We start from the raw sequence: 25014 nt of genomic DNA on the forward strand, positions 1-25014 counted from the left end.
TTAAGCCTGAGCAAACGAGCGGCTTCCAGCTCAGCGGTTGATCTCCGTCAGCCGCGGTTGGGCGCAAATCAGCCGGATGCCGTAGAGCCTGACCGCTCCCTCTCTCAAGGGACTGCCATCGGCAACGCTGATCTCACAAGGGCCCGCCTGATGGGAAATGGCAGCACCAGCAGCGATGAAAATTCCCGCCAAGCCAGCAACAACGCTGGCCATCATGAATTGGGTTGAGCGAGGCATGGATCTTCACCCGACATCTCCACCGTCGCTCGTAACTCAGCGGCTGTGATCCCCTGTTCTGGTGAAAAGCAGCTGAGCGTTGATGAAGTTATCTCCACCCTTCCACTGATGGGCCATGAAAACGTTCAGGGCGCTTTGAACCGCCGTTTCAATCAGGCGGGGTGCTGTGCAGATCCGCCTGAGGATTGCTGGCGCTTCTTTTGATTGAGGGGCGTGCCTCTCCACTTGAGATTGTTTCTCCTGGATTCCAGCTTGAAAAGCTGGCGCCTGGCTTCTCGGCCCAGGTCGCTATCAGGTCCATGGAGAAGCAGGCGTGCTCTCCAACGGGCCATGATCCGCTCCAACAGCTCCTGTTCATCCAGGGGGTGTTGGAAAGTCTTTGGCTGAAGAGTTTCCATTTCTGGAGAACAACCACTGGAAATTCAACCTAAGGAGCTACATCAAAGCTCAGCTTTGTTCACCGTTGATTTGTGCACTATCAGTATCAAGTTCTCGCCACCTAGCCACCAACGTCTTCCGGGTGGTCCCGAGGCCAAGCCGCAAGACCTCAGTAGGCGCCGCAGACTCAGGAAAGTCTCAGAGGCAAATCACCATTTCAGGGGACCAAACCTCGCAAGTTTCCAGCGATGGTGAAGTCATCCGAGAGGAAGACCTATGAACAACGCAATTAAATTCCTGGCCGGCACCATCGGCGCTGCCGCCGCAATCACCGGACTGGCCATGGCCAAACCAGAGCCTGCTCATGCAGGCGAACAAGCCAAGCAGTTCGAGCAGTCTTTTTGCATCACTAGCTCTGCTGCTGAGCGCTGGAAAGGCTGCCGTTGAACCGCCTGGCCATTCACCCATTTGGGGGAAGCGGGGAACCCTCAACGGCAGTGATGGTGGAGCGATGAAACTCCTCCACGAAATCTTCGGCACTGGCCCCCTGGTCGTCACTCTCTCCCTGCTGGCCTGCATCGGGTTTGCGGCTTACAGCCTGGAGCTGGCGCCAACGGCTCATCAACGCCTGGAGATCGAGAATCGCTTCCGCTGATGGCTTCCTACCTCTCTTGCATCAGGTGGGGGCTGCTCCTATTGCCTGCAGCTGTTGCCGTTTGGCTTTTGCCCGCCGCGTTGACTGCCTACGTCCGCTTCTATTGCCAATTCGGGTTCAAGGGCGCTGAGTGCGCTCAGCTCTCGTTGAAGGATCAGCGGCGCAGAGCAGCGAGGCTGGCGCAATGACGCGAAAGCTGTACTGGCTGGCGTTCAAGGTCGGCGATGAATACAAGCTCAGCCCCTACCGATGCGAATCACGGCAGGACGCAATGCGTCATGGCATGGAGCATGTCTTGGATCGCGAGCTCGTCGCTGTGTTCGCAGAGGATGCTGGCTTCACCGTCGACGAAATGCTGGATCTAGCCACCTTCATGCAGCGGCCCGGATCGGTGTTCCTGCGGCCAGAGGAATGAGCTGCCCAGGCACATGGCGTGGGGTCACCACTGTGGATGGAGCTGGTTGAGCAGGGAGGGTTGCGCTGGTCGCATTGAGCACCTCAAACAGTCCACTGAGCCGGATGGTGGCCTCTCGGATTGACCTCGCTGCAATCACTGATTCCTCGGTGTCCTCACAAGCGGTGGCAAGGTCAACAACCAGCCCCATGTGCTCCTGCAAGGCCTCGGCAAGATCCGGGTGCATCACTGATGCGGGCAGTTGGTGCCGAAAAAGTAGCTGCTTTCAGATCGTTTGCGATGCCTTGAAGATCACATACGCCTTAGCGCTCAATCAACCAAGACCTCAGAGCTGCAGGACCTCGGCAGGCGCCGCTGACTTAGGAAAGTCTCAGAAGCAAATCACCCTTTCAGGGGAGCAACTCTCCTGGGGTTCCAGCGACATTGATGACAGAGCTTCATCAACAGATGACTTCAGAACAAAAGCATTACGTACGATCAGCTTTATCTGATGGCGCTACCAAGCTAGGACTTTCTATTCTTCAGACAGCAAAGCAGCCTGACAAAATATTCCAACACGGTCGATATTTTGGCATTCCAGGAGATACCAAGCTGCAGAAAGACATTCTAAAAAGAGCTCTGGCCACACCAAAAATCCAGACCCTGCTTGCCAACCGACCTTCACAGCTGTGGCCAGACCTTGAGCAAATGGCTGCTATGCCCAAAGGGAGCCTTGGATGGTGCGTCCATCGCCGCCTAGAGAAGCTTGGAATTTCTTTCTTAGTGAATCAATCACAGGTGAAAGAATCCCAAACAGATGAAGAATACGTGGTAACCAGAGGTGCACGTTTGCACGAAATTCACCACACGATTCTTGGTCTTCCGATCACAGTTGCAGGTGAAGCTGCTGCGACGGCATTTTATGCAAGCACTGGATCAAGTCCGTACCACATTGGAGTTCTATCGTCATGGATGCTGCGAGGCGCCTACGAGCCCAGTGAGCACCGATTAATCTGGGATGCCATCGGTTTTGGTATTGCAGTTGGCCAAAAGGTGCCTGAACTTTTCTCGCCTCGCTGGGAAGATGGCTGGGAACAATCGATCATCGATTGGCAGGATGAATTGGGTATCACCGAGCTGCTGAAATCGTCTCCATTCCAGGATGAATTTGCAAACATCTATGGATTAACTCTTTAGTAATCCAGCTCTGAAATGGCTAGCGCTCCCCGCCCCTGCAGAAGCAGGGGCTTTTTGATGTCTACAAGCCAGCCAGCTTTCCCTGCTTTCCTCGCCATGACCCCAGCTATTGAGAGAGGCTGGCTCGATGGATCCCAAAGAACAGCTGCGCCAAGTCGAAGAAGAGATGGCCAGGGATGAAGCGGAGGCCAAACGCTTGAGCCGCACTGATGCTGCCGGGGGCAATCAACCGCCAACCGGGAGATCGGTATGGGGCGGAGACTCTGGTGGTTCTGGTGACTCAGGAAGGACTGGTGGTTCAGGCAAGCGCCCAACCAAAGGGCGTGTTTATTGGCTCGCGGTTTTCATGCTGCTGGTATCCGCTGCGTTGGCATTCAGCAGAGGCATGAGCGACAAGGATCTAGAGCGCCTTCAAATGGCCTTGCTGACCGGTGGATCTGGATTGCTGATCGGCTACGTGCTCGGCAGGAGGTAATAAGGGCCAAGGGCAATTCACCACGGCCTTGAGCACGTCTTGGACCTTGAGCTTGTGGCGGTGTTCTCAGAAGACGTTGTGCTGAGCATTCCGCAGATGCTTGAGCTTGCTCCGGTGCTGCCGCCGGTTGGTTCGGAGTGGAGGCGGCTCCAGAGGAAATGACGAGCCAAGGCTGGGTTCCATGCCTAGACCTAAATCAACTTTTTCGACGCCACGGGGATGAAGCTCCGCACTGCTCTCGTTGCTCTCGCTGTCATTACAGGCAGCCTCCCAGCGTTCGCTTGCGACAACTGCTTAGATCCAAAGGTTCACAGGCTGTGCCTAGATGCCCAGGAGTACCCCAGCTGCGTTGAAAGGATGAAGGGCGATAACGCCAGCGCAGCCAACGGTGACAGTTAGGCAACGACGTTGAACCGCAGGCATGCTCAATGACACGCTGCTGGTTGACGATGATTTTCTTGAAGAACTCGGATATCTCTTTGGCACAAAGACCCCAGATGAAACCCTGGATCTGGTCAACTCATTCGACTTCAACCCGCCCCAGTCGTTTGGCGTGGTGAGCAAGAAGACCGCAACCAAGCGCGCCCGAAAGAGGCATGGCTTTAGCTAACAACCAGCTACAACAAAGCCTCGACGAATGACGTGTCCGCCGAGGTGTGGTTGTGTGAGGTAAGAGGGTTAACTCCTTACACGGATGAAACCCTGCTGACGATGTGGTGTCCAGCCGTACCGTCTAAATGGGACAGTATTTAAGTATTTCTGCGGACACAACAAAGCCCCAGCCAAAGGGCGGGAAGCTGAGGCGATGCTGCTCTTCGGAGACGGATGAAACTCCTTGAACTGGTTCAACCTGTCAGACACAGAACTGTGATTCTGTATTCATCTGTACCGTCTAGATGGGACAGTAATTAGTGCTTACTTAGTGGCGCAAAGCCCCAGCTGTTCCTAAGTGCTGAGGCGATGCTGACCCGCTGCAGTCCTGCAAAACCATGCGGGATATTTTCAAAGTGGCAATCGCTGAATGCAGGTGAAGTAGCGAACCGTACCGTTTAGACGGGACAGTATTTAGTCCCTGTGTCGGATTATCTGCATTGCGCTTTCTATTACGGATAATCCGTCATAGCTACTTCGCTTTCGGCAGCGTCTAGGTCGCCTAAAACCAGTTCTGGCCTGGCTTCCCAGTGATTCAGCACCTTGGCGGGGTTGAAGTGGTGCAGCGGGTCAGTCACGCGATGGAAGCGGACAATTTGGCCATCAACCCGTTGGCGCTTTATTTCAGTGCCGAATCCAAAAATTTGCAGAATTGCCTGCACAACACCAATGGGACAGCTGAAGCTTGAGTGTCTGCTGCCTATGTATCGCTTGGCACAGGAATCTTCCATCACCAGTCGATGTAAACGCTTCACCCAGTCGTCGTTGGCACTAAACCAGTCCTTTTTGGTGAGTAAATCTGCGGCACAGGCTTCGGTAGTCAGTTGTTTTATCCAATGCAGCTCTAGATGCAGTTGTGCAATTCGCGCTCGGTCTAAGACGTAAGCATCACCCAATTGCTCTAACCGACCATGAGTAAACAAACCAAGCGCGGTCGCATTGTTGTAGAGCAGCCTGCTGCGAAGGGCGGGGAAAGCGTTAGCTACGCCGAGTACATGCTCAGCGGTCAGTTCTCCATGGCTGATATTGAATCTCTTGCAGATGTCATCTTTCTTCCTGTCACGGGCAACCGTTTCAGGTGACTGGTCATCTGAGAGTTCGTCGGCGTCCGCGATTAGGTCCGCTTCTTTCAGGTTTGAAGCGTCTGTATGAGCTGTTTGGGCTGTACAGCGCTTGGCTTCTGCTGTTGTGGGTGGACGGTCGATCGTTTCGACTCGATAGCCCTGAAGTTCGTAAGCCTTGGCGATCAGTTCTCTGTAGTGGCGGGCCTGAAGGTTCTGAAGGGCGTACACCTGACACCCATAGATGAACCAAGGGTCGTCGTCTAAGACCGCCCCTTCTAGGTGGGGCACCACCCAAAGTGTTCAGGCGGATACACAGATCGTGCTTTTGAGCACAAAAAGGTTCAGGCGGATACATAGCGTTAGTTCGCCGTGAATGGGGATTCGCGGTGCGTCGAACACTGGGGCGGTTGAGGGATCCGCCCTTTTTTTCGTGCCTGGTCACAGGAACTCCGGGTTGCCGCCAACGATCTCGGCAGCGGGTTCAGCGCTCCAATCGAGCTTGGCCTTGCAGTAGTCGTTGGGCTAGCCAGCGGATGGTTAGCGCCTCACAAAGGCAGAGGAGATGGTGCAGGTGTCCGGGAAGGCAGCCAGTTGGAGCACAGCAAACAAAGCCTGAGTCCAAATCGCTAGCTAGCAACAAGGAATAAACCAAGCCCTTCCGTCATGCCTCCAGGTGGTTTCGAGGACTGCATGACTACTGAAGACATCTGGTACCGAATGCAACGGCGAGTGCCTCCTGTCGTGTCCGAATACTTCCGAGGTGGCGCTGATGCAGAAATCACACTGCACGCCAATGTCCGCGCCTTTCAGCAGAGCTTCGTCAATGCCGAGGGAGCTACGCACTTTGAGGCGGTCGACACCTCTACTACGGTTTTGGATCACCGGATTCAGCTGCCCTGGTACATCACGCCTGTCGGCAGCCTGCGCACGCTTTATCCCAAGGCAGAAGCTGTTGCGGCCAAGGTGGCGGGGCAGTTCGGCACCGTTATGGGCCTATCTACCCTCTCGGGCACACCGATGGAGGAGGTGGCGCAGGCTTCCAGTAATTCCTGCTGGTTCCAGCTCTATCTCTGCGGTGGTAGGGAGACAGCACTGCGCGGCATCGCTCGCGCTAAGAAAGCCGGCTTCACAGCACTAGTCCTGACCATTGACACCAGCGTCTCAGGGCAGAGGCTGGTGCATGCCCGGATGAAGCCGTTGGAGGCAATGCGCTCCTGGGAGGGTTTGACACTGCAGCAGAAACTGCAATCACTGCGGCGGATTATCTCGCTGGCTCCGCAGATGCTGCCTCGGCTCAACTGGTTGCTTGATTTCTACGCCGATCACGGGGTGATGGAGTTCGTCAACATCATTGATGCCGAAGGCAAGCCGATGCCCTTTACCGACATCGGCAGTCAATTGGCTGAATCAGCAATCACCTGGAGCGATCTCGAGTGGATTAAGCAGGCGTGGGGTAGCGACCAACCCCTGATTGTCAAAGGTGTGCATTGTGCTGAGGATGCTCAGCGCGCCGAGGATTGCGGCGCCAATGGGGTGGTCTGGTCGAACCATGGCGGCCGTCAAATGGATCGGGTCCAACCCACACTGCATATGGTCCGAAATGAGATGCCGAAGTTGAAGGATTCGAAGCTTGAATTCCTGATGGACGGCGGTATTCGCAATGGCACCGATATCTTCATCGCTCTTACCTATGGCATCCGTGCAGTTGGTATTGGCCGTGCCATGGCAGCAGGTATTGGTTCTGGAGGCGAAACCGGCCTCAGGCGAGTGTTTGAAATCCTCAAAGCTGATCTGGTGCGGGCGATGCAGCTCACCGGGGTCGACTCGATTGGACAGATCCAAGAAGCCGGTGCATCTTTACGGCGCGACAACCAACTCCATGGGAATGACTACCTGCCACCTTTTGTTTACTGATCCACCCTTGCTGAAGCCAATTAATCAATCCAACTTCAATTAAGTCACCTTGTTGCCAGCCAGCATTTCGCTCATTAACTAACCGCTGAACTTCCACTTGGCGTCTGCAGGAATGGCAGGGCCTTTAGTAACTACTTATCACCAAGTAATTGAGGCCAGCTGAGTTCACCATCAAGCCAAGCTCTGCAACGACGACGCTGAACTCGGCATCATGCGCGCAGATTTCCCGCCCTAATGGGTCGCCTGCTGTCCGCTGCGCTTGTCTTGCTGGCTTGTGGCACGGCAGTCGCCGCCCCTTGGCGCACCTTTGAAGAGGCCAGCAGTTGCCGTGGTGCGGTGATCTGGCAAGCGTTGCGGCGCAATGCTGATGGCCGTCATCTGGCGCCATGGCGCACACCATGTCCAGTCCAGCAGCAGGGAACGGTTGAATTTGATTGCACTGAGCGACGCCTGCGTTACCAGCAGCAGGCCTGGCATCCCGGCGATTGGATCGAGCCGATAGCTGGGGACCTCGATGCTCAGCGCCTGGAGCGGGCCTGCGGCCCGATCTGAACCGAGTCAGCCGTGCTCCACCCAGAAGGCCAGTAGCTGCTCGTATGACGGAGCCATTGGGGCTTGATGAGCGACCAAGAAGTTGATGATGTCTGGCTTCCGCTTGGGCTTACTTCGCCCAGGAAGATTCATCCGTGTAGCAATCGCTTTCAACTCGGGCACTTTCAGGCTGGTCAGCTGTTCTGCTGAAGCGGGTGGCAGTGAGCGGAAATTGGCTGGGGCAAGAGCCTTTGCTTCCAGTGCGCCCCTGAGTTCCTGTAGCCCTTGGGCTGTATCAGTGATGTGCTGACCAACCAGCCTGGCCAACTGACGATCCGTTTCATTGACTGCCGAGACAGCAGCCCTGAGTTCAGTAGCTAGTCCCATCGGTCAGCTCCTTGGTGTCTGCCTTTGGGAGGTCCTTGGAAGCACGCATGAAGGCAAGGAACTTCGAGAAGACTCCAATCAGGTTGAACCAGTTCCTGATGCCGCCCTTGAACTCGTCCATGGCCAGCTCCAGTTCATCGGTCGCTGCCTCCATCCCTTCCAGCGTTGATGCGTAGCTATCGAGGATGGTGTTCAGCTCTGCCTTCTGCTTGAGGAGCAGCCCAGCCTGTTCTGCGAACTCACGAAGCTTGATCTCCTGGTCCTGAACGATTGCCAGTTGTTTATCGCGCTCAGCCTTAATGCGCCCACGGCTCATGTTGAGGCTGATCGCTGTCTTACGTAGATCGACGTATGTCTTCCGGAGAGCCTGTGGCTCTGGGTTTTGAGGGAAGCGAGGCTCAGTAATTGAGTAGGACTTCATCCACGGTCAAAAACGGCGTCGCAAACATATGGCGATAAGACCAGAAAAAAGGCTGAAAGCAAGCGAATTCTGCTTGGCAATCAATGAATGAAAAGCCTGCTCTGCCAGCCTTCCAAGCTTTAATTTTCCACTGCAGCGAGGAAATGATGAAGGGCTATGACGCCACTGCAGCCAACGGTGACAGTTAGGCGTCGAAGTACTGAGACGAAGGACTTTCCCAGTCAGTCACTAGCGGCTCGCATCGTCGCCGGATTCAGCGAGTCATCCACAACGCCTTCCACCACCGCTTCCTTCACCGGGAAGCGATTGATCATCTGCAGCGCGCGGCGGCCATTGCTGCGCAACTCCTCACTCACAGCTGGGCAATAGGGAAGCTGCGCCAACAGATCAACCGTGCGCCGCAGCAAGCGCACCACATCGCCTTCATCCAATGAGGTGTTGGCGATCAGATCGCTCCAGCTTTCGCCCTCAGCCCAAGCTTTCACCAAACCCATCAGATCCGGCTCCCACCACACAGGGAACACCACCGCATGGATCTCCTGCTGGCGCAGCAACTCGCGGCGTAGGCCCCGCAGGTCGTGGAGTGTTTCTTCTGCCTGGGGAGGCGGCGGGTAGGCGCTCCAAAGATCCGGACGGCTCACCTCGGTCGAGATGGCCTCGAGCACGGAGGCCAAATCAGCCGGCGGCAGCTCATCGCAATGGCCGCTCATCAGCGCCAGGCCGAGCCACAGCTCGTTGTCACCACGCAACGCCGCCACGGTGCGGCCCACCTCGGTGGGATCGAGCTCATCGAGGCAGCCGAAGTGCTGCAGGATTTCAATCAGAGACAGGAAGGTTTCCCAGTGGCGGTTGGCGCGGCGGTGGAGCAGCTGCTGGCGCTCGGCGATCTCTTCTTCCAGCTCCTCCATGCGGCGGCGCTGTTTTTTGAGCTGCTTGCGGTCACCCCAGCGGTGCGCGGGATGCAACTCCAACTCCTCCTCCAGCGCCCGCACCAACTCGGCCTGATCGCTCACTTCCCCAGCCAGGTCGTATTGGGGGGTGTGCATGTCATGGCGCTTGGCCATGGCCGCCACAGCCAACGCCAAACCTCCGCTGGGCTGATCGCCATGGCGCAGCTCACCGGGCCGCTCCATATCGGGGCTAGCCACATCGTTGACCTGCAGGCAGCTGAGTTCGGCATGCAGGCCGACAACCGCATTGCACGGCACCACGATCCAGACGTTGTCTTCCGTGAGGCACTGCAACAGGGGGAATTGCCCCGGGCCATCGAGCTTGTCGACGATCACCGCAGCCGCCACACCGCCGCGCAGTTGCGGTGCCTTCAAGCTCACCAACGTGCCGGGGCTGGCGAACTGCAAGGCCAAGGTGAGCTCATGGGCCAGGGTTTCCTCAGCCTGTTGCTGCAGGATCCGCAGCAAGCGGCGCTCTTCCCGCAAACGGCCGCGCTGCTTTTCGTAGTCCTCAAAGTCTTCCCAAGGCACATCGGGAACGGTTTCTCCCAGCAGCTCCAGCTGCTGGCGCAGTTCGGCGATGCGGCTTTGATCTTCCGCCAGATCCAGGGTGGCCAAGTAGCGACCAAAGCTGCGCTCCACCAGCTCTTTGGCCTTGGAGAGCTCATAGCGCTGCAGCAGGTTCAGCACCATGCCGTAGCTGGGCGTGAACTGGCTCACCAGGGGATCGGGAGGGCTGGTGGCGAGCTGGCCCGCTTCCCGCACGCCTTCAAAGCGGCTCTGCATCGTGACCACATAGCCCTGGGTGTCGAGACCGCGGCGGCCGGCGCGGCCGGCCATCTGCAGAAACTCACTGGCCATCAGCGGCCGGTGGCCGTTCTCGGTGCGCTTGGAGAGCGCTGAAATCACCGTGGTTCGCGCCGGCATGTTGATGCCAGCCGCCAGGGTTTCGGTGGCAAACACCACCTTCACCAGCCCGCGCTGGAAGAGCTGTTCGATCAGTTCTTTCCAGGCCGGCAGCACCCCGGCGTGGTGGGCGGCCACACCGCGCAACAGGGCCTCGGCATGGACGCCATCGCGCACCGCTTCTGGGGAGGTTTGGGCAAACGCCTCGAGCGCCAAGCGCAGTTCACGGGCTTCCTGCTCATTCACCAAGCTGGCCTTGAGCAGATCGCGCACGGCCTTATCGCAGCCGCGGCGGCTGAACAAAAAGACGATGGCCGGCACCATCTGTCGCTCCACCAGCTGGGCCACCATGAAGCCCATCGAGGGCGGCTCTGGCTGGGGCGGCTTGGGGTTTTTGCCGCGGCGGTGATGCCCTTTGGGCGCGCGCCACACCTTGCAGTTGGGATGCAAACCGGTGCCCTTGTCATTAAGCAGCGGATGCAGCCCTTTGGCGCTGCAGAAACTGAACTGCAGCGGCACCGGCCGGAAGTCGCTGACGATCAGATCGGCCGGGCCGTGGACCTGTTCAATCCAGTCGGTGAGCTGCCCGGCATTGGCAACGGTGGCGGAGAGGCCCACCAGCTGAATCGCTGGAGGACAGTGAATGATCGATTCCTCCCACACGGTGCCCCGCTGGGAATCATTCATGTAGTGGCACTCATCGAGCACCACGGCTTCCACCCCTTCCAGGGGGTCATTACCGTCTTCGATCTCCGCATAAAGCATGTTGCGGAAGATCTCGGTGGTCATCACCACGATCGGGGCTTCGCGGTTGGCGGTGAGATCCCCCGTCATCAAGCCCACGCGATCGGCGCCGAACTGCTCGCGGAAATCCCGCAGTTTTTGGTTCGACAGCGCCTTCAGCGGGGTGGTGTAAAAAACACGTTGGCCATGGGCCAAGGCTCGATGGATGGCGTACTCGCCAATCAAGGTTTTGCCCGATCCGGTGGGGGCACTCACCACCACCGAATGCCCCTGGTTCAAGGCAGCGACGGCCTCCAGCTGGAAGTCATCGAGGGGGAACGGAAACAGCGCCGCCGGATCCAGTCCGCTGTTCGAGCTCAGAGCGACTCCACCATCCTGGGAGTCTGCAGTGGCGGCATTCATGGCTAGATCTTATGGGTGACCAGCCACCACAGCGAGTTCGGCGGCTGCGAACCTTCCAGGTGGACCAGCCAGGTCAGCTGCGCAGCAGCGCTGATCAGGCCCTGTTGGATCTCGCCAGCAACGACACCTTGGGGTTGCTGGGGCACCCAGATCTCAATGCCGCAGCCCAAGCGGCCATTGCATCCAGTGGTGTTGGCAGCGGTGCCTCCCGGCTGATCAGCGGCAGCCGGCCTGAGCACGCCGAGCTGGAGCAATCCTTGGCCCAGTGGCTGGGCCGCAGCCGCGTGCTGCTGTTCCCCAGCGGGTTTCAGGCCAACATCGCCGCCCTGCAGCTGCTGGCTGATCGCCACACGGTGGTGCTGGCCGACCGGCGCATCCACCACTCGTTGTTGGTGGGCGTGCGGGCCTGCGGCGCCAAGCTCGAGCGCTTTGCCCACAACGACCTCCAAGACCTCGAGCAGCGCCTGCACCAGCGCCAGGGCAGCCGCTGCGTGGTGCTCAGCGAAAGCCTGTTTTCGATGGAAGGCAGCAGCCCCGATGTGGGCGCACTAGCAGCGCTCTGCCAGCGCCACGGCGCCCCCTTGCTGCTCGATGAAGCCCATGCCCTCGGTGTTTTGGGGCCCGGTGGGCGCGGGCTGGGCCATGGGCTCGATGGGGTGAGCCTGCTGTGCGGCACCTTTGGCAAGGCCTTTGCCAGCGGCGGCGCGTTTTTGGCCTGCAGCGAATCGCTGGGAGAAGAGCTGCTGCAAACCAGCGGCGCCTTTCGCTACACCACAGCCCTGGCCCCACCGCTGGCTGCTGCGGCGGCCGCGGCCTTGCAGTTGATTGCCTCGCCTGAAGGTGATCAGCGGCGCCAGCAACTGCGCAGGCACGCCCAGCTTTGGCGCGATTCGCTCAGCCGCGCGGGTTGGCCCCGCCCAGCGGGCGTTGGCCCGATCGTGGCGCTGAAGCTGGGGGATGACAGCCGGGCCCTCGAGGCCGCAGCCGCCCTAGAAGGGCAGGGCCTGCTGGTGGTCGCCATCCGCCCGCCCACCGTGCCCGAAGGTGAGGCGATGCTGCGCTTCAGCCTGCGGCCGCAACTGCCCGAAGACGCGCTGGGCCGTGTGCTGGCAACGCTGGAGCCCTTCAAACGGCCGTGATCAAAGATGGACACCACACCGCAGTGATGCGCCGTTGGGTTCTTCTTGGCAGCTGATCGGCATGCACGGCTGGGGCAGCGACCAGCGCAACTGGGACGCTTTTGAGCCCCACTGCCAGCAACGGGGCTGGCCGCTGCAACGGCTTGATCGCGGCTACGGCCGCTACCCGCAGCAAAGCGCCAGCTGGTTGCCGCAGGGCCGGCGCGCCCTGCTGCTCAGCTCCCTCGGCAGCCAGCTGGTGCCCAGCGACCTGCTGCAGCAGGCCGATGCCGTGGTGCTGCTGGCCAGTTTTGGCCGCTTTGTGCCGGCGGGGGCAGCGGGGCGGCCCTTGCAGCAGGCCCTGCGGCTGATGGATCAGCGCCTGGATGCTGGCGATCTGCTCGGCCTGTTTGCCGACTTCCGCATCAAGGTGGCTGAACCCCAGGCCGTGGAGCACCTGCCCCCTGGCATCGAAGACGGCCCGGTATCGGCCGAGGGGCTGCAGCGCTTGCGCCAAGACCTGGAGCTATTGCGCTGCTGCCAAGGCCTGCCCGGCGCCTTCCCAGAGCAAGCAGCCGTGCTGATCGTGGAAGCGATGGCCGACACCATCGTTCACCCCAACAGCCGCGCAGCCCTGCGCCAGGAACTGCCCCAGGCCGAGCTGGTGGAGTTAGCCGGCGTTGGCCATGGACTGCTCAGCCCTGGGTTGTGCGAGCAGGTGGTGGGCTGGCTCGACGCGCTGCCTTGAACGCCTTTGCCCGAGGAGCGAGCTGCTATGCCCGCAACGCCAGGCTGCAACAGGCCGTGGCCTGGCGCCTGGCCCGCCATTGCCGTGATTTGCCGCTGCCTGTGGGCCCCGTGGTGGATCTCGGTGCTGGCTCAGGCAATTTGAGCCGGGCCCTGAGCGCCCAACGGCCCGGGCTCGATCCCCTGCTGGTGGACAACTGCCCGGAACTGCTGGCGGAGGCCGCAGCACCAGCAAGCCGCTGCCGGCCATGGGATCTCAACGCCGGGCTGCCGCCAGAAGCGCGCGCAGCAGCATTGCTTCTGAGCAGCTTTGCCTTGCATTGGCTCAAAGCACCGGAGCAGCAGTTGCGGCACTGGTGCGAGCAGCTGCTGCCTGGTGGCTGGCTGGCCTTGGCGGTGCCGCTGCAGGGCAGCTTCACCAGTTGGCATCAGGCCGCCGAGGGCGCTGGGGTGGCCTGTTCCGCCTTGCCCTTGCCGCGAGAGCTGGATCTATTGGCGGCCCTGCCGCCGGGGTGCCGGCCGCACCGGCAGCAGCGGCTGCGCTTCAGCTGCCGCTATCCCTCAGCGATGACGTTCCTCGCTGAGCTCAAACGCCATGGCGTCAATGGTGGCGCCAGCGCCCAGCTCAGCCCCACAGAACTGCGCCGGCTGCTCAAGCACTGGCCCCTGCAGGAGCAGGATCAAGGGGTGAGCCTGAACTGGGATCTATTGCTGCTGCTCGCTTGTCGTGATGAGCCCTAAACCCCGCCATCCCCATCAACTGGTGGTGGTGGGCACCGACACCGACGTGGGCAAGACCGTGATCAGCGCCCTGTTGGTGCAAGGGCTGGGCGCCCACTACTGGAAGCCTGTGCAGTGCGGTGATCTTGAGATCGGCGGCGATACAGGCCGTGTCGCCAACCTCTGCGGCTTGAGCGCAGAACAGCAACAGCAGCGGCTGCTGCCCGAGGCCTACCGGCTCAAAGCACCGGCATCCCCCAACCAAGCCGCTAGGGCTGAAGGCTTTGCCGTTGATCCAGCTCAGTTGAGCTTGCCGCCCGTGGACGGGCCTTTGGTGGTGGAAACAGCAGGCGGACTGCTGGTGCCCCTGCGGGATGACTACTTGCAGATTCAACAGATCCAGCAATGGCAACGTCCGGTGCTGCTGGTGGCCCGCAGCGGACTGGGCACCCTCAACCACACGCTGCTGTCACTGGAAGCCTTGCAGCGGCGCCAGATCCCGGTGTTGGGGTTGATCCTCAATGGGCCCCGGCACCCAGCGAATCACCAAACCCTCAGCGCCATGGGCGGCACCACGGTGCTGGCGGAAGTGGAGCCGCAGCCAAGACTTGATCAGCAGGCGTTGAGCCGCCTGTGGAGCAGCAGCGGCCTGGCTGAACGCCTGTCAGAGGCCCTAGAGGCCCGGGCTTGACTGCATGATGCCGCCGTCGGCAAAGATGCTGGTAGCGGTGATGTAGCTGGCGCCATCGCTGGCCACAAAGGCAGCCACAGAGGCGATTTCTTGGGGCTCAGCCATGCGGCCGAGGGGAATCGCGGCGTCCAACTTATCCAGCAAGGTCTTGTTGCCGGCGTAGGAGGCATTGATCGGCGTATCGACAGCACCAGGTCCGATGTTGACCATGGTGATGCCGTGGGGAGCCAACTCCACACCCGCGGTGCGGGTCAGCATGCGAACGCCTCCTTTGGAGAGGCAATAGGCGGTGTTGTTGGGCATGGGCCAGTCCTCATGCACCGAGGAGATATTGATGATGCGGCCGCCACCGCCTTGTTTGATCATCTGCTTGGCAGCGAATTGAGTGCCAAAAAAGGCACTCTTGAGGTTCACATCGAGAACCCTGTCGTAATCCTCTGGGCTGGTGTCGAGCACGGACGTGCGCGTTTCCAATCCAGCGTTGTTCACCATGATGTCGAGCCGGCCGTAGCTGGAAACGGCCTGATCAACAACGGCTTGGAGTTGATCGAGATGGGTGACATCGGCTTGAGCGCCCATCGCCTCACCACCAGCAGCCTTAATGGCGCTGATCATCTCGTCGGTGCGCTCGGGATGGGAGCGGTAGTTAACGACAACTTTGGCGCCGCGCTTGGCTAACTCTTCGGCAATGGCTTTACCGATGCCGGTGTTGGCACCGGTGACGATGGCCACCTTGCCGCTGAGAAATTGTTCAACCATGGCATCCGCCGGTGGGAAGTGATCCCCTAAGCCTGGAGGACTTCGGCAATCAACAGGTTATCGAGAGAGAAAAAGCCACCGCCACAAAACATCAACACCAAGCACATCACCACATACATCGAGGCTTTTTCCCAGCTCGGAGGTTCTCCAACCCCCATGGGACCGGCGTAATCCCCCTCAGGAATTTGATAAGGGTCAGGAGCAATGAAGGGAGTGCCCGCGCGAATTTCCAGCACCACGGCGTAGGCCATCGAGGTGAGGATGGCAAAGGCTGCCAAAGGAGTCAGCAGCCCCAGCAGCAGGGCAAATCCTGAAGCCCACATGGAGAAGGCGGAGAGGAAGCACAACCAAGCCGGTGTTTTCATCGCCGTGGACCAAGTCTTGAGATTGCGCAGCTTCGGCCAGCCATGGCGAATGAAGCAAACACCCATGAACAAACGCAGAAGCAACAGGGTTGCTTCTGTGAAGGTGGAAGGCCCAGAAGGCAGCAAGATCTCCGCTACAGAAAGCTCCACCGGCGTGCCATCGCAGATATCAAAAACGTAGCCATCGGCCTAAACAGTGCCAACAGACTGTCAAGCCCTCACAAATCACCCATCACGATCAAGCCATGGCCATCGGGGTCACGCACCGTGAAGGCCATCGGCGCACCCAGCAAAGCAGGGTCAATGGCAACCAACGCAGAGCAATGGTTACTGGCTTGATCAGCCAGCAGTTGCTGATGCAAGGCGCGCAGATTGAAGCTTTTCAGCAGCAACTTGCGATCACAAAGATCACTCCACAGGGGCTGCTGGCGGTCGCGCCCCCCCGGGGGTGACTGGTAGTTCAGAAATTCGATTCCCATGGCTCCAGCGCTAGGGCCAATCGCCGTGATGGCAACGCGGGTTTGCGGCAGGCCATCCATGCGGTCTTGCTCGATGCCTGAATTCACCCCTTGGCCTTTGAGCGCAAAACCCAACACATCGCGGTAGAACGCAAGGCTCGAATCGGTGTTGGCGATGCTGATGGCGGAATGATCCATGCCTTTGGGCTGGCCCGATGGAACCTGGGCCTGGTGCCAGCGGGGATCGCCTTTATCAGCAGGGAACTGGAGCAACTCCAACGGGTGCCCATCGGGATCTTTGAACTTGAAGGCTTGAATGCCAGCGGCCGCTGGATTCCAATCCGGCAGCGTCTGCGGAGCACTGGAGATCACCCCGAGCCGATCCGGTGCCATTGCCTCCACTTGAGCCGTCAGGTTGTCGCTCACCAAGCAGATGTGCTGGAACCAGCGGTCGTTGCCGCCCCAGGAATCGGGATAGGGAGCGCAGGCCCCCGCTGGCCATCCCCAGATCTGCAGGGTCTCTTCCCCAAGCCGCAGGATCCAGCGCTGCAGGCTGGTGGACTCGGGCCACTGAAACAGCGCCGCCAGCTCCGGCCCTGTGAGCACATCGCTCGCGCTGCAAACAAAACCAAGGCGGGATTGATACCAAGCAACAGCGGCCTCAGCCGCCATTGAGTTTTGGATCACCGCTTCAACGGAATGAACGGCCATGGGTCCTCCTGTGGTGATGGAGCAAGCGGGTCAGCTCAAGCGCTCAACCAGGTGCTCCGACACCCGGATGGCATTGGCAATCGCGGTCAGTGATGGATTCACCGCACTGATGCTCGGCATGAAGCTGGTATCGACCACATAGAGGTTGTCGAGGTCATGGGCCTTGCAATTCACATCGAGCACGGAGGTGCGTGGATCATCACCAAAGCGGCAGGTGCCGGCCTGATGCCCGACGGCCTCAATCCCCATGGCCGAGCCGAAATAGATCTCGCGCTCAGCGAAGTGATGGACCCCATAGTTCTTATCGAGCACCGCTTCCAGCCGGTGCTGCAGCTCCTCTGAAGCCCGCACATTGGTGGCGGTGTAGTTCAAGGTGATTTGGCCTTGGCCATCGACGGTGACTCGGTTCTGGGCCAGCGGCAGATCTTCGGTCTGCAGCCAAAAATCCATCGAATGGGCCGCGATCTTATCCATGCTCCAGCTGGGAGCCAAAGCCGTGAGGCGCGGCTTGTAGCCCTTCATCATCGCCCCATTGGTTTTGCCGGTGAGCTGCACATGGCCCATCGGGAAATCAAAGTTGGCATCACCGAAATACCAATCGTTTACTGCCGGTGTTTTTTGAAACACCGTGGGGTTGGGCTCATGGGTGACCGCCACCACAGCTTTGCTGTAGTGGAACATGTAGTTGCGGCCCACCTGATCGGAGCTGTTCGCCAAGCCACTCGGATGGTGGTCGTTCGCCGACATCAACAGCAACTTCGCGGAGTTGGCAGCACCACAGCTGACCACAACGAGATCAGCGCTCAACTCCAGCAACTCGCCATCGCGTTCCACCAGCACCGAGGCGATCCGCCGGCCACTGGCATCGGTTTTGAGCTGCTTGACCATCGAGCGGGTCAGCAAACTCATGCGTGAACCAGCCGCGGCCAAGGCCGGACGAATCCCCATGGCCTCGCCATCACCTTTGGCAGTGAGCACACAGGGGTAGCCGTCACAGCGATTGCACTTCACGCAGGCGCTCTGGGGCAAATCGTTTTCCGTGAGGTTGACCCCCACCGGCATGTGAAACGGATGCAGCCCGGCCTGGCTGAACACATCCACCAGCTGCTGCATGCGCGGCTCATGGGCCACCGGCGGATGGGGGTAGGGCCCACTAGCAGGCGGTTCGGTTGGATCTTCTCCCCGCAGCCCGTGGACGTGGTACATCGCCTCGGCCTTGGTGTAGTACGGCTCGAAGTCGCCGTAGCGCACAGGCCAAGCAGGAGAGAGGCCATCGACATGGACCATCTCCTCAAAATCCCGCTCCCGAAAGCGGAAGTGGGCAGCGCCATACATCTTTGAGGCGCCGCCAACGAAGTAATGGCTCCCCGGCTGAAACGTTTTGCCGTGTTTGTCTTTCCAGAGATCGGTGGAGACGTAACGCCCCTGCTGAAAGACCGCCTCAGGATCCCAATTCTGCGGTTCGCGAGGAAGCCAATCACCGCGCTCGAGCACCAGCACCTCGCGGCCTGCTTCCGCGAGGCAACGGGCCAAGGTGCCACCACCGGCACCACTGCCGATGATCAACACTTCAACGTGTTTATCCATGGTTGGGCGTGGCGGTGAACAGCAGCGCTACGGGGTGGAGTAGCGCTGCAGTTGGGTGAGCAATTTGAGGACCATGGCGGTCCATCCGGTCTGATGGCTGGCGCCAACACCGGAGCCGTTATCGCCGTGGAAATACTCGTTGAAGAGCAGCAGATCCTTCCAATGGGGATCGCTTTGAAACAGCTCCACCGCTCCATTGAATGGACGCTGGCCATCCGCATTGCGCCGGAAGAGCCCCACAAGGCGTTTCTCCAATTCCAGTGAGGCATCCCAGAGGTTGATCCAATTCCCAGAACGGGTGGGGAATTCCACTTTGAGGCTGTCGCCGTAGTAGTGACCAAACTTCTGCAGGGCTTCAATCAGCAGGTAGTTGAACGGCATCCACACCGGCCCACGCCAGTTGGAGTTCCCACCAAACATCGCCACGGGGCTATCCGCTGGGCTGTAAGCGAGCGTTGCGGAAGCTTCTCCTTCACAGAAGCTGTAGGGGTGCTGCTCGTAGTACTTGGAGAGCGAACGAATCCCGTGGGGAGAGAGGAATTCCTCCTCATCAAAGAGGTATTCACAAATGCGGCGCAGGTTCTCTTCCGGTACGGCGGCAAACAGGGTGCGGTCGTTGTGCCAAAGGCCGAAATGGTCAGACAACCACGTGGGGTGAACGCGTTCGCTGCTCAGCCACTTGAGATCTTCTTTGACATTGAGAACCGGCAACTTCTCAACCGTGTCCACAGAAAAACTGGCCACCGCCAGCAGCGGAATCAACCCAGCGATCGAGCGGCTACGCAGGTATTCCCAAGAGCCATCGGGCCGCTTGATGACGTCGTAATAGAAGCCATCATCCTCATCCCAGTTCTTGTAGCTGCGCAGCACCTTGGCCTTGGAATCAATCACCGCCTCGGTGTTCAACGTGGTGGCCAACTGCACGAAGTCGTAGAGGAAACGCTCAGCGATATCGGTGTACTCAGGCTCTTCCCTGGCCAGGGACACACTCATCTGCAGCAGACTGAGGCTGAGGGTCGCCATCCAGGCGGTGCCATCGCACTGCTCAATGCGGCTGCCATCGGGCAAGGGATAACGGCGATCAAAGACCCCGATGTTGTCGAGGCCAAGGAAGCCCCCCTCAAACACGTTGTCGCCGGAGCGGTCGTTGCGGTTAGCCCACCAGCCGTACTCGAGGATGAGTTTGCGCATGGCGCTGCGCAGAAAGGGCAGATCGCCAAAGCCCTTCTCGTTGCGTTCAATCTGAAAAATCCGCAAGGCCGCCCAGGCGCCGATGGGCGGATTGGGGTCCGAGAGCGCCCATTCATAGGCCGGAGTTTGGGCATTGGGGGCGGTGTACCAGGGGCTGCGCAGCAACATGCTCTGCTGTTTGGCCATCGCTGGATCAATGCAGGCAAAGGCCACCGAGTGGAACATCAAGTCCCACTGGCAGAAGTAGGGATACTCCCAGCTATCGGGCATGGAGATCACATCATCGGCATGCATCCGCCGCCAGTAGGCGTTCTCTGTTTTCAGTCGCTCCGGTGGCGGTGAGGGATGGTTGGGGTCACCACTGAGCCAGCGCACCACCGTCCAGCGGTAAAACTTTTTGCACCACAACAGACCACTGGCCGCCGAGCGAAAGATCAGGGCGTCATCAGCGCTGAGGCCAGGGGCGCAGGAATCGAGATAATCAAGACATTCCTGTTCGCGCTGTTGCAACAGCTGATCAAAGGAACCATCGAAAGGATCAGCTGGCAGCTGGCGTGCCAGACGCAAATCAACCACCCACTCCCCACCGCCGGCGATGCGCTGCTGCAACAACAACCCGGCTTTGGTGCCTTCTTGCGCCGGATTAACAGCCTCCTGCTCGCCATTCACCACATAACGGTGAAAAGCATCTTTCACATAGGGCTCCAGATTGGGCTGTTGATAGAGCCGCTCGGTGTTGGTGGCGTTTTCGGTGAACAGCCAGGTGCCCTGCTGCCGGCAGGCCAGTTGGTAGCTGCCAATGCCATGAACATCAGGCGTTTTGATGCCATCGCCATCGCGGCAAATCGGTGAGCGTTGGCGCCACTCCTCCTTGTAACCCCAGTCCCAGATATTGCGCAGCCAGAGCGTAGGAATCAGGCTGAGCTCCGCCTCATCGGCCCCGCGGTTGACCACGCGAATGCGGATGAGCAGGTCTTCAGGGCTGGCTTTGGCGTAATCAACGAAAACGTCGAAGTAACGGTTGTCATCAAAGATTCCGGTCTCCACCAGCTCGTATTCGGGCTGATCGCGGCCGCGGCGACCGTTCTCTTCCACCAGGTGCTGGTAGGGGAATTCCTGCTGCGGATACTTGTACAACCCCCGCATGAAGCTGTGGGTTGGGGTGTTGAGCAGGTGAAAGAAATAGTCCTTGAGGTCTTCGCCGTGGTTGCCCTCACCATTGGCCAGGCCAAAGGGCCGCTCTTTCAAGATCGGGTCACGGCCATTCCAAAGGGCTAGGCCAAAACAAAGCAGCCCCTTCTCATCACTGATACCAAGCAGGCCATCCTCGCCCCAGCGATAACAACGCATGCGGGCGTGGTCATGGGGGAATGAACTCCACGCATTGCCATCGGCGGAATAGTCCTCACGGACAGTCCCCCATTGGCGATCACTCAGGTAGCTGCCCCAACGCGACCAAGGCTGATGGCCTTCATCGCGCTCGGCCATGCGCCGATGTTCGCTGCTAGTGGCATCGGAGGAACTCACCGCAGAATTGCTCACAGAACAGCCGCCAGCTGCTCGCCCAAGCGCAAGGCATTGGCGATCACCGTGAGTCCGGGGCCAATGCTGGGGCAGCTGGGGAACACGCTGGCATCAGCGATGTAGAGGTTGTCGATCTCATGGCTACGGCCTTGGAGATCCACAACAGAGGTGGCCGGATTGCTGCCCATCCGGCAGGTGCCGCAGGCATAGCCCATCACGCTGATCGGGGCTTCACCGCGGGGATGGGTCGGTGCTGAACGCACCACATGGGTGTTGGGATCTGCCTCCACCGCCTTGAGCGTGTCGATCCAGCGGTAGACCAAGCGGTCATGGGCCTCGCGGTTATTGGGGATGTAGTTGATGCGCAGCTGATCGCCCTGCAGATAGACCTTGTTGTGGGTATCTGGCAGCACCTCGCTCATGGCCCACCAGGCCACCGAGCGGGAGGCCAGCTCCTCAAGGCCGAAGTTGGGCATCAACTTCGTGACCAAAGAAAGCACCGGAGGTGATTCGGCAAACAGGGCGTCTTGCAGAACACCACCGCAGCTCTGGATATGCCCGAGGGGAAAGCTGACGTTCTTATCGCCCCAGTAGTAGTCGTTGACGCCATAGGAGCGGTGGTAGCGGCCGCTATTGGGAGCTGCCGCCAGCTGCAGAATGGAGGTGAGCTGCGGCTTCATCAGGTTGCGCCCCACCTGATCAGAACCATTGGCCAACCCACGCGGGTGGCTGTCATTGATCGAGCGCAACAAGATGGCCGGGGTGTTCACCGCACCGGCAGCCAGCACCACAACATGGGACTGGAACAACCAGTCCTGGCCAGCGATACAAGCCTCCACGCCCTTGACCTCGCGGCCACTGGGATTCACATGCAACCGCGTGACTCGAGCACCACTACGCAGCTGCACCGATGAGGTTGCCGTGGCTGGCGCAACGCCGAACAACTCGGCATCCCCACTGGGGTCCTCCTTGTTGTCGGACCAACTGATGGGTAGGTCATAGGGCTGAGCACCCTGACGCTCGAGGCAACTGCGCAATTCCTGCAAGAAGGGCTCCACCGGCTTCGGTGCTGCGCTGAAATCGCTCTGCCGTGGGGGCTCGGTGGGATCCACACCGGCGCGGCCATGCACCTGATAAAGCTGTTCGGCCTTGTCGTAATAGGGGGCGACATCGCCATAACTCAGCTCCCATTGCGGCGAGACACCCTCTTGCAGAGGCAGGGCGCCGAAATCCTTTTCGCGCATGCGCTCCAGCACGCCGCCCCAGATCTTGGTGTTGCCACCAAGGGCATACATCGTTTGGGGCGCAAAAGGATCGCCGTCGGGGCCAAACCAGTTTTCTGTGGGGTGGAAGCGATCTTTTGAACGCAGCAGCTCCACATCCGCCATGTTCTGATCCGCCAATGGCATGGGGCCACCGCGCTCAAGAATCAGCACTGTTTTGCCTTGGCCAGCCAAGGAGCCGGCCAACGTGCCACCGGCAGCACCGCTGCCAATGATGATGACGTCGTAATGCTGGTCGTCGATGATCATGGGTCGTCTCCTAGTAGCGCTGCCAGACGTAGATCAAGAAGAAAAGGATGATCCAGATCACATCCACAAAGTGCCAAAAGAGGCTCACAGATGTCACACCCATGTCCCCTTTCTCGTAATTTCCAGGCCGGAAGGAGTGGAACAGCATTAATCCCATCAGGCCGATGCCCGTGATCACATGCAGGCCATGGAATCCAGTGAGTAGATAGAAGGTGCCGCCAAAGACACCGCTATCCAAACCAAATTTGAGGCTCGACCATTCGACGTATTGGCCATAGACGAAATAGGCGCCCATCAACATGGTGATGAACCAGACAATTCGGAAACCCCAGAGATTGCCTTTGTGCAGATAGCGCTCGGCGAAATAGGCCACAAAACTGGAGCTCACCAACACGATGGTGTTGATCAGGGGCATCTTCACCTCAAGGCCATCAACGCCCGCCGGCAACCACTCCGGTGAGGTGAGCTTGAATAGGGAGAAGCCTGCAAAAAAGGCCAGAAAAATGATGCTTTCTGAGCACAGGAAGATCACAAAGCCCGTGAGGTTGTGGCCGTCATGCTTGATGTGCCCTGGGGTGTGGTCGAGCTGCACAGATGGATCAGAACTGGTCATCAATCAGGCCTCCTGAGCGCGGCGGACATAGAAGGCCTCATCGGCCACCTGGGGCTGATCAAGGCCATAGCCATAGGGGTTATTGAGCACTGTGGGAACGTCGTCTTCAAAGTTCTCAGCCGGTGGCGGAGAGGGCAGAAGCCATTCCAGGCCAATGGCACCCCACGGATTGGGCGGCGCCTTTGGACCACGGGCCCAGGAGCTCACCATGTTGAGGATGAAGGGGATCGCGGCCACACCCAACAGGAAGGCACCAACACTGGCGATCACATTCCAGATCGCGAATTCAGGGTCGTAGGAGGCCACCCGCCGCGGCATTCCCAGCAGGCCAGCCCAATGCAGCGGTAACCAGTTCAGGGTGCAGCCAATGAAGGTGAGCGCAAAGTGCAGCTTGCCCAAGCCTTCGTAATACATGTGGCCGGTGAACTTGGGGAACCAGTGATAAACAGCCGCAAACACACCCAGCACAATCGCGTTGAAGATCACGTAGTGGAAGTGGGCCACCACGAAGTAGGTGTTGCCCACATGGATATCAATCGGCACGGTGCCGAGCATCACGCCAGTAATGCCAGCAAAAATGAAGTTCACCAAGCCGCCAAGACAAAACAGCATGGGCGTGGTGAGCCGTAACTTGCCTCGCCACAATGTGGCCACCCAGGCGAACACCTTGACGCCGGTAGGCACCGCAATCGTCATCGTGGTGAACATGAATAGGATGCGCATCCAGTTCGGTGTGCCCGTGTAAAACATGTGGTGGGCCCACACGATCAAGGACAGAAACACAATCCCGAAGGAAGCCAACGCCACGAATTTGTAGCCAAACAATGGCTTGCGGGAATAGCAGGTGAAGACCTCAGAGAAAATGCCAAACACCGGCAGCACCATCACGTAAACAGCCGGGTGCGAATAGAACCAAAAGAAGTGTTGATAGAGCACCGGGTCACCACCACCTTCTGGCTTGAAAAAGCTGGTGCCAAAGCTCAGATCAAACAGCAGCATGATCGCGCCACCGGTGAGCGCAGGAAGGCCAATCAGCTGAATGGTTTGCGCGCCCCACGCCGTCCAGCAGTAAAGCGGCATCTTGAAAAAGCCCATGCCAGGGGCACGCATGCGGATGATCGTGGTGACGAAATTGATGGCACCAAAGATCGATGAAATCCCCGACAAGGCCACAGCCAACAGCCAGAGCTGCTGACCATTGAAGAAATGCCCCAGAGGGTTCTGAATGCTCACCGGTGGATAGGACCACCAACCGGCTTGGGCAGGTCCGCCAGGAACAAAAAAGCTGGCCATCAGCAACACGGCAAACACCGGCACCAGCCAGAACGCCGCCGCGTTCAACTTGGGGAACGCCATGTCGGGCGCGCCGATCATGGTGGGAATCAGCAGATTGTTCAGGCCGTTGAGGACCGGGAACAAAAACAGGAACAGCATCACTGTTCCATGCATCGTGTAGAGGCCGTTGTAAACGGTGGGATCCACCAAATCCGCCTCTGGTGTGATCAACTCGCCGCGGACAATCATCGCCAGCAGTCCTCCCACCAAGAGGAACAACAGCGAAGTGGCGATGTATTGAATGCCAATCACCTTGGCATCGGTGTTGATGCTGAAAAAGCGCTTCCAGTTATCGGGCGCCCCCGGAACGGGGTGGGGCGCCTTGAGGATGCGGGGATCGAAGTTGGTGCTGGTCAT

At 59.2% G+C, this 25014-nt stretch carries 26 protein-coding genes; 14 read left to right on the plus strand and 12 right to left on the minus strand.

Annotated elements, in window-relative coordinates; translation table 11 throughout:
* Positions 1-30: 30 nt before the first annotated feature.
* On the minus strand, positions 31-237 hold the full coding sequence (locus SynMINOS11_RS09605; RefSeq protein WP_186548176.1) for a hypothetical protein: 207 nt from the start codon (positions 235-237) through the stop codon (positions 31-33).
* 185 nt (positions 238-422) lie between these two features.
* On the opposite strand from SynMINOS11_RS09605, the gene SynMINOS11_RS09610 reads away from it, so the two are divergent.
* From SynMINOS11_RS09610 to SynMINOS11_RS09640, 8 genes are all read left to right on the plus strand, one after another.
* Complete coding sequence (locus tag SynMINOS11_RS09610; protein WP_186548178.1) at positions 423-668, plus strand: hypothetical protein; 246 nt, start codon at positions 423-425, stop codon at positions 666-668.
* Positions 669-891: 223 nt separating this feature from the next.
* Positions 892-1062, plus strand: a complete 171-nt coding sequence (locus SynMINOS11_RS09615) for a hypothetical protein (RefSeq protein ID WP_186548180.1) — start codon at positions 892-894, stop codon at positions 1060-1062.
* A gap of 64 nt (positions 1063-1126) precedes the next feature.
* Complete coding sequence (locus tag SynMINOS11_RS09620) at positions 1127-1270, plus strand: hypothetical protein (protein ID WP_186548182.1); 144 nt, start codon at positions 1127-1129, stop codon at positions 1268-1270.
* 184 nt (positions 1271-1454) lie between these two features.
* Positions 1455-1685 carry a hypothetical protein gene (locus SynMINOS11_RS09625; RefSeq protein ID WP_186548184.1) on the plus strand — a complete coding sequence of 77 codons (231 nt, stop codon included), beginning with the start codon at positions 1455-1457 and terminating at the stop codon, positions 1683-1685.
* Positions 1686-2111: 426 nt separating this feature from the next.
* The gene (locus tag SynMINOS11_RS09630; protein ID WP_255445377.1) at positions 2112-2861 is read left to right on the plus strand and encodes a Coq4 family protein; all 750 of its coding nucleotides are present in this window, start codon (positions 2112-2114) and stop codon (positions 2859-2861) included.
* Positions 2862-2988: 127 nt separating this feature from the next.
* Positions 2989-3336: a hypothetical protein gene (locus tag SynMINOS11_RS09635; RefSeq protein WP_186548186.1), complete on the plus strand. Its 348-nt coding sequence runs from the start codon at positions 2989-2991 to the stop codon at positions 3334-3336.
* 39 nt (positions 3337-3375) lie between these two features.
* A complete protein-coding gene (locus SynMINOS11_RS12990) occupies positions 3376-3498 on the plus strand; it encodes a hypothetical protein (RefSeq protein WP_255445378.1) in 123 nt (40 codons plus the stop codon).
* A gap of 259 nt (positions 3499-3757) precedes the next feature.
* Positions 3758-3946 carry a hypothetical protein gene (locus SynMINOS11_RS09640; protein WP_186548188.1) on the plus strand — a complete coding sequence of 63 codons (189 nt, stop codon included), beginning with the start codon at positions 3758-3760 and terminating at the stop codon, positions 3944-3946.
* A gap of 493 nt (positions 3947-4439) precedes the next feature.
* On the opposite strand, the gene SynMINOS11_RS09645 is transcribed toward SynMINOS11_RS09640, so the two are convergent.
* Positions 4440-5279, minus strand: coding sequence for a hypothetical protein (locus SynMINOS11_RS09645; RefSeq protein WP_186548190.1), 840 nt, complete (start codon positions 5277-5279; stop codon positions 4440-4442).
* 489 nt (positions 5280-5768) lie between these two features.
* Between SynMINOS11_RS09645 and SynMINOS11_RS09650 the strand changes: the two genes are divergently transcribed.
* On the plus strand, positions 5769-6965 hold the full coding sequence (locus SynMINOS11_RS09650; protein ID WP_255445547.1) for an alpha-hydroxy acid oxidase: 1197 nt from the start codon (positions 5769-5771) through the stop codon (positions 6963-6965).
* Positions 6966-7199: 234 nt separating this feature from the next.
* A complete protein-coding gene (locus tag SynMINOS11_RS09655) occupies positions 7200-7517 on the plus strand; it encodes a hypothetical protein (protein ID WP_186548194.1) in 318 nt (105 codons plus the stop codon).
* 349 nt (positions 7518-7866) lie between these two features.
* Here SynMINOS11_RS09655 and SynMINOS11_RS09665 read toward each other — a convergent pair whose 3' ends face one another.
* The gene (locus SynMINOS11_RS09665; RefSeq protein ID WP_186548196.1) at positions 7867-8199 is read right to left on the minus strand and encodes a hypothetical protein; all 333 of its coding nucleotides are present in this window, start codon (positions 8197-8199) and stop codon (positions 7867-7869) included.
* 326 nt (positions 8200-8525) lie between these two features.
* Positions 8526-11306, minus strand: a complete 2781-nt coding sequence (locus SynMINOS11_RS09670) for a DEAD/DEAH box helicase (RefSeq protein WP_255445379.1) — start codon at positions 11304-11306, stop codon at positions 8526-8528.
* 11 nt (positions 11307-11317) lie between these two features.
* On the opposite strand from SynMINOS11_RS09670, the gene SynMINOS11_RS09675 reads away from it, so the two are divergent.
* Genes SynMINOS11_RS09675 through bioD form a run of 4 tightly spaced genes read left to right on the plus strand, consistent with a single transcriptional unit; the run spans position 11318 to position 14582 of the window.
* Complete coding sequence (locus SynMINOS11_RS09675; protein WP_186548198.1) at positions 11318-12445, plus strand: aminotransferase class I/II-fold pyridoxal phosphate-dependent enzyme; 1128 nt, start codon at positions 11318-11320, stop codon at positions 12443-12445.
* 34 nt (positions 12446-12479) lie between these two features.
* The gene (locus SynMINOS11_RS09680) at positions 12480-13172 is read left to right on the plus strand and encodes an alpha/beta fold hydrolase (RefSeq protein WP_255445380.1); all 693 of its coding nucleotides are present in this window, start codon (positions 12480-12482) and stop codon (positions 13170-13172) included.
* Entirely contained in the window at positions 13169-13912 is a 744-nt protein-coding gene (locus SynMINOS11_RS09685) for a methyltransferase domain-containing protein (protein WP_255445381.1), read from the plus strand. The genes SynMINOS11_RS09680 and SynMINOS11_RS09685 overlap by 4 nt, the downstream gene beginning before the upstream one ends.
* The gene (bioD, locus tag SynMINOS11_RS09690; protein ID WP_186548202.1) at positions 13902-14582 is read left to right on the plus strand and encodes a dethiobiotin synthase; all 681 of its coding nucleotides are present in this window, start codon (positions 13902-13904) and stop codon (positions 14580-14582) included. The genes SynMINOS11_RS09685 and bioD overlap by 11 nt, the downstream gene beginning before the upstream one ends.
* On the opposite strand, the gene SynMINOS11_RS09695 is transcribed toward bioD, so the two are convergent.
* The 8 genes from SynMINOS11_RS09695 to SynMINOS11_RS09730 form a co-directional block, all read right to left on the minus strand.
* Positions 14565-15341: an SDR family NAD(P)-dependent oxidoreductase gene (locus SynMINOS11_RS09695; RefSeq protein ID WP_186548204.1), complete on the minus strand. Its 777-nt coding sequence runs from the start codon at positions 15339-15341 to the stop codon at positions 14565-14567. The two genes, bioD and SynMINOS11_RS09695, sit on opposite strands and share 18 nt — an antisense overlap.
* Before the next feature lie 26 nt (positions 15342-15367).
* Positions 15368-15856: a DoxX family membrane protein gene (locus SynMINOS11_RS09700; protein WP_011936344.1), complete on the minus strand. Its 489-nt coding sequence runs from the start codon at positions 15854-15856 to the stop codon at positions 15368-15370.
* Between the two features lie 68 nt (positions 15857-15924).
* On the minus strand, positions 15925-16875 hold the full coding sequence (locus SynMINOS11_RS09705) for a VOC family protein (RefSeq protein ID WP_186548206.1): 951 nt from the start codon (positions 16873-16875) through the stop codon (positions 15925-15927).
* A gap of 30 nt (positions 16876-16905) precedes the next feature.
* Positions 16906-18462: a GMC oxidoreductase gene (locus SynMINOS11_RS09710; RefSeq protein ID WP_186548208.1), complete on the minus strand. Its 1557-nt coding sequence runs from the start codon at positions 18460-18462 to the stop codon at positions 16906-16908.
* Positions 18463-18489: 27 nt separating this feature from the next.
* Positions 18490-21141, minus strand: a complete 2652-nt coding sequence (locus tag SynMINOS11_RS09715) for an MGH1-like glycoside hydrolase domain-containing protein (protein ID WP_186550829.1) — start codon at positions 21139-21141, stop codon at positions 18490-18492.
* A 50-nt stretch (positions 21142-21191) separates the two neighbouring features.
* Positions 21192-22709, minus strand: coding sequence for a GMC oxidoreductase (locus tag SynMINOS11_RS09720; RefSeq protein WP_186548210.1), 1518 nt, complete (start codon positions 22707-22709; stop codon positions 21192-21194).
* A gap of 10 nt (positions 22710-22719) precedes the next feature.
* Complete coding sequence (locus SynMINOS11_RS09725) at positions 22720-23322, minus strand: cytochrome c oxidase subunit 3 (RefSeq protein WP_011936349.1); 603 nt, start codon at positions 23320-23322, stop codon at positions 22720-22722.
* A gap of 3 nt (positions 23323-23325) precedes the next feature.
* Positions 23326-25014: a cytochrome c oxidase subunit I gene (locus SynMINOS11_RS09730; RefSeq protein WP_186548212.1), complete on the minus strand. Its 1689-nt coding sequence runs from the start codon at positions 25012-25014 to the stop codon at positions 23326-23328.

It is taken from the genome of Synechococcus sp. Minos11, from assembly GCF_014279855.1.
Taxonomy (GTDB): Bacteria; Cyanobacteriota; Cyanobacteriia; order PCC-6307; family Cyanobiaceae; genus RCC307.

Bases quoted from the DNA above. Each gene is read 5' to 3' on its own strand.
- SynMINOS11_RS09605 (WP_186548176.1), bottom strand. From the start codon at position 237: ATGCCTCGCTCAACCCAATTCATGATGGCCAGCGTTGTTGCTGGCTTG.
- SynMINOS11_RS09615 (WP_186548180.1), top strand. From the start codon at position 892: ATGAACAACGCAATTAAATTCCTGGCCGGCACCATCGGCGCTGCCGCC.
- SynMINOS11_RS09620 (WP_186548182.1), top strand. From the start codon at position 1,127: ATGAAACTCCTCCACGAAATCTTCGGCACTGGCCCCCTGGTCGTCACT.
- SynMINOS11_RS09625 (WP_186548184.1), top strand. From the start codon at position 1,455: ATGACGCGAAAGCTGTACTGGCTGGCGTTCAAGGTCGGCGATGAATAC.
- SynMINOS11_RS09630 (WP_255445377.1), top strand. From the start codon at position 2,112: ATGACAGAGCTTCATCAACAGATGACTTCAGAACAAAAGCATTACGTA.
- SynMINOS11_RS09635 (WP_186548186.1), top strand. From the start codon at position 2,989: ATGGATCCCAAAGAACAGCTGCGCCAAGTCGAAGAAGAGATGGCCAGG.
- SynMINOS11_RS09640 (WP_186548188.1), top strand. From the start codon at position 3,758: ATGCTCAATGACACGCTGCTGGTTGACGATGATTTTCTTGAAGAACTC.
- SynMINOS11_RS09650 (WP_255445547.1), top strand. From the start codon at position 5,769: ATGCAACGGCGAGTGCCTCCTGTCGTGTCCGAATACTTCCGAGGTGGC.
- SynMINOS11_RS09655 (WP_186548194.1), top strand. From the start codon at position 7,200: ATGGGTCGCCTGCTGTCCGCTGCGCTTGTCTTGCTGGCTTGTGGCACG.
- SynMINOS11_RS09665 (WP_186548196.1), bottom strand. From the start codon at position 8,199: ATGAGCCGTGGGCGCATTAAGGCTGAGCGCGATAAACAACTGGCAATC.
- SynMINOS11_RS09670 (WP_255445379.1), bottom strand. From the start codon at position 11,306: ATGAATGCCGCCACTGCAGACTCCCAGGATGGTGGAGTCGCTCTGAGC.
- SynMINOS11_RS09675 (WP_186548198.1), top strand. From the start codon at position 11,318: ATGGGTGACCAGCCACCACAGCGAGTTCGGCGGCTGCGAACCTTCCAG.
- bioD (WP_186548202.1), top strand. From the start codon at position 13,902: ATGAGCCCTAAACCCCGCCATCCCCATCAACTGGTGGTGGTGGGCACC.
- SynMINOS11_RS09695 (WP_186548204.1), bottom strand. From the start codon at position 15,341: ATGGTTGAACAATTTCTCAGCGGCAAGGTGGCCATCGTCACCGGTGCC.
- SynMINOS11_RS09705 (WP_186548206.1), bottom strand. From the start codon at position 16,875: ATGGCCGTTCATTCCGTTGAAGCGGTGATCCAAAACTCAATGGCGGCT.
- SynMINOS11_RS09710 (WP_186548208.1), bottom strand. From the start codon at position 18,462: ATGGATAAACACGTTGAAGTGTTGATCATCGGCAGTGGTGCCGGTGGT.
- SynMINOS11_RS09715 (WP_186550829.1), bottom strand. From the start codon at position 21,141: ATGGCCGAGCGCGATGAAGGCCATCAGCCTTGGTCGCGTTGGGGCAGC.
- SynMINOS11_RS09720 (WP_186548210.1), bottom strand. From the start codon at position 22,709: ATGATCATCGACGACCAGCATTACGACGTCATCATCATTGGCAGCGGT.
- SynMINOS11_RS09725 (WP_011936349.1), bottom strand. From the start codon at position 23,322: ATGACCAGTTCTGATCCATCTGTGCAGCTCGACCACACCCCAGGGCAC.
- SynMINOS11_RS09730 (WP_186548212.1), bottom strand. From the start codon at position 25,014: ATGACCAGCACCAACTTCGATCCCCGCATCCTCAAGGCGCCCCACCCC.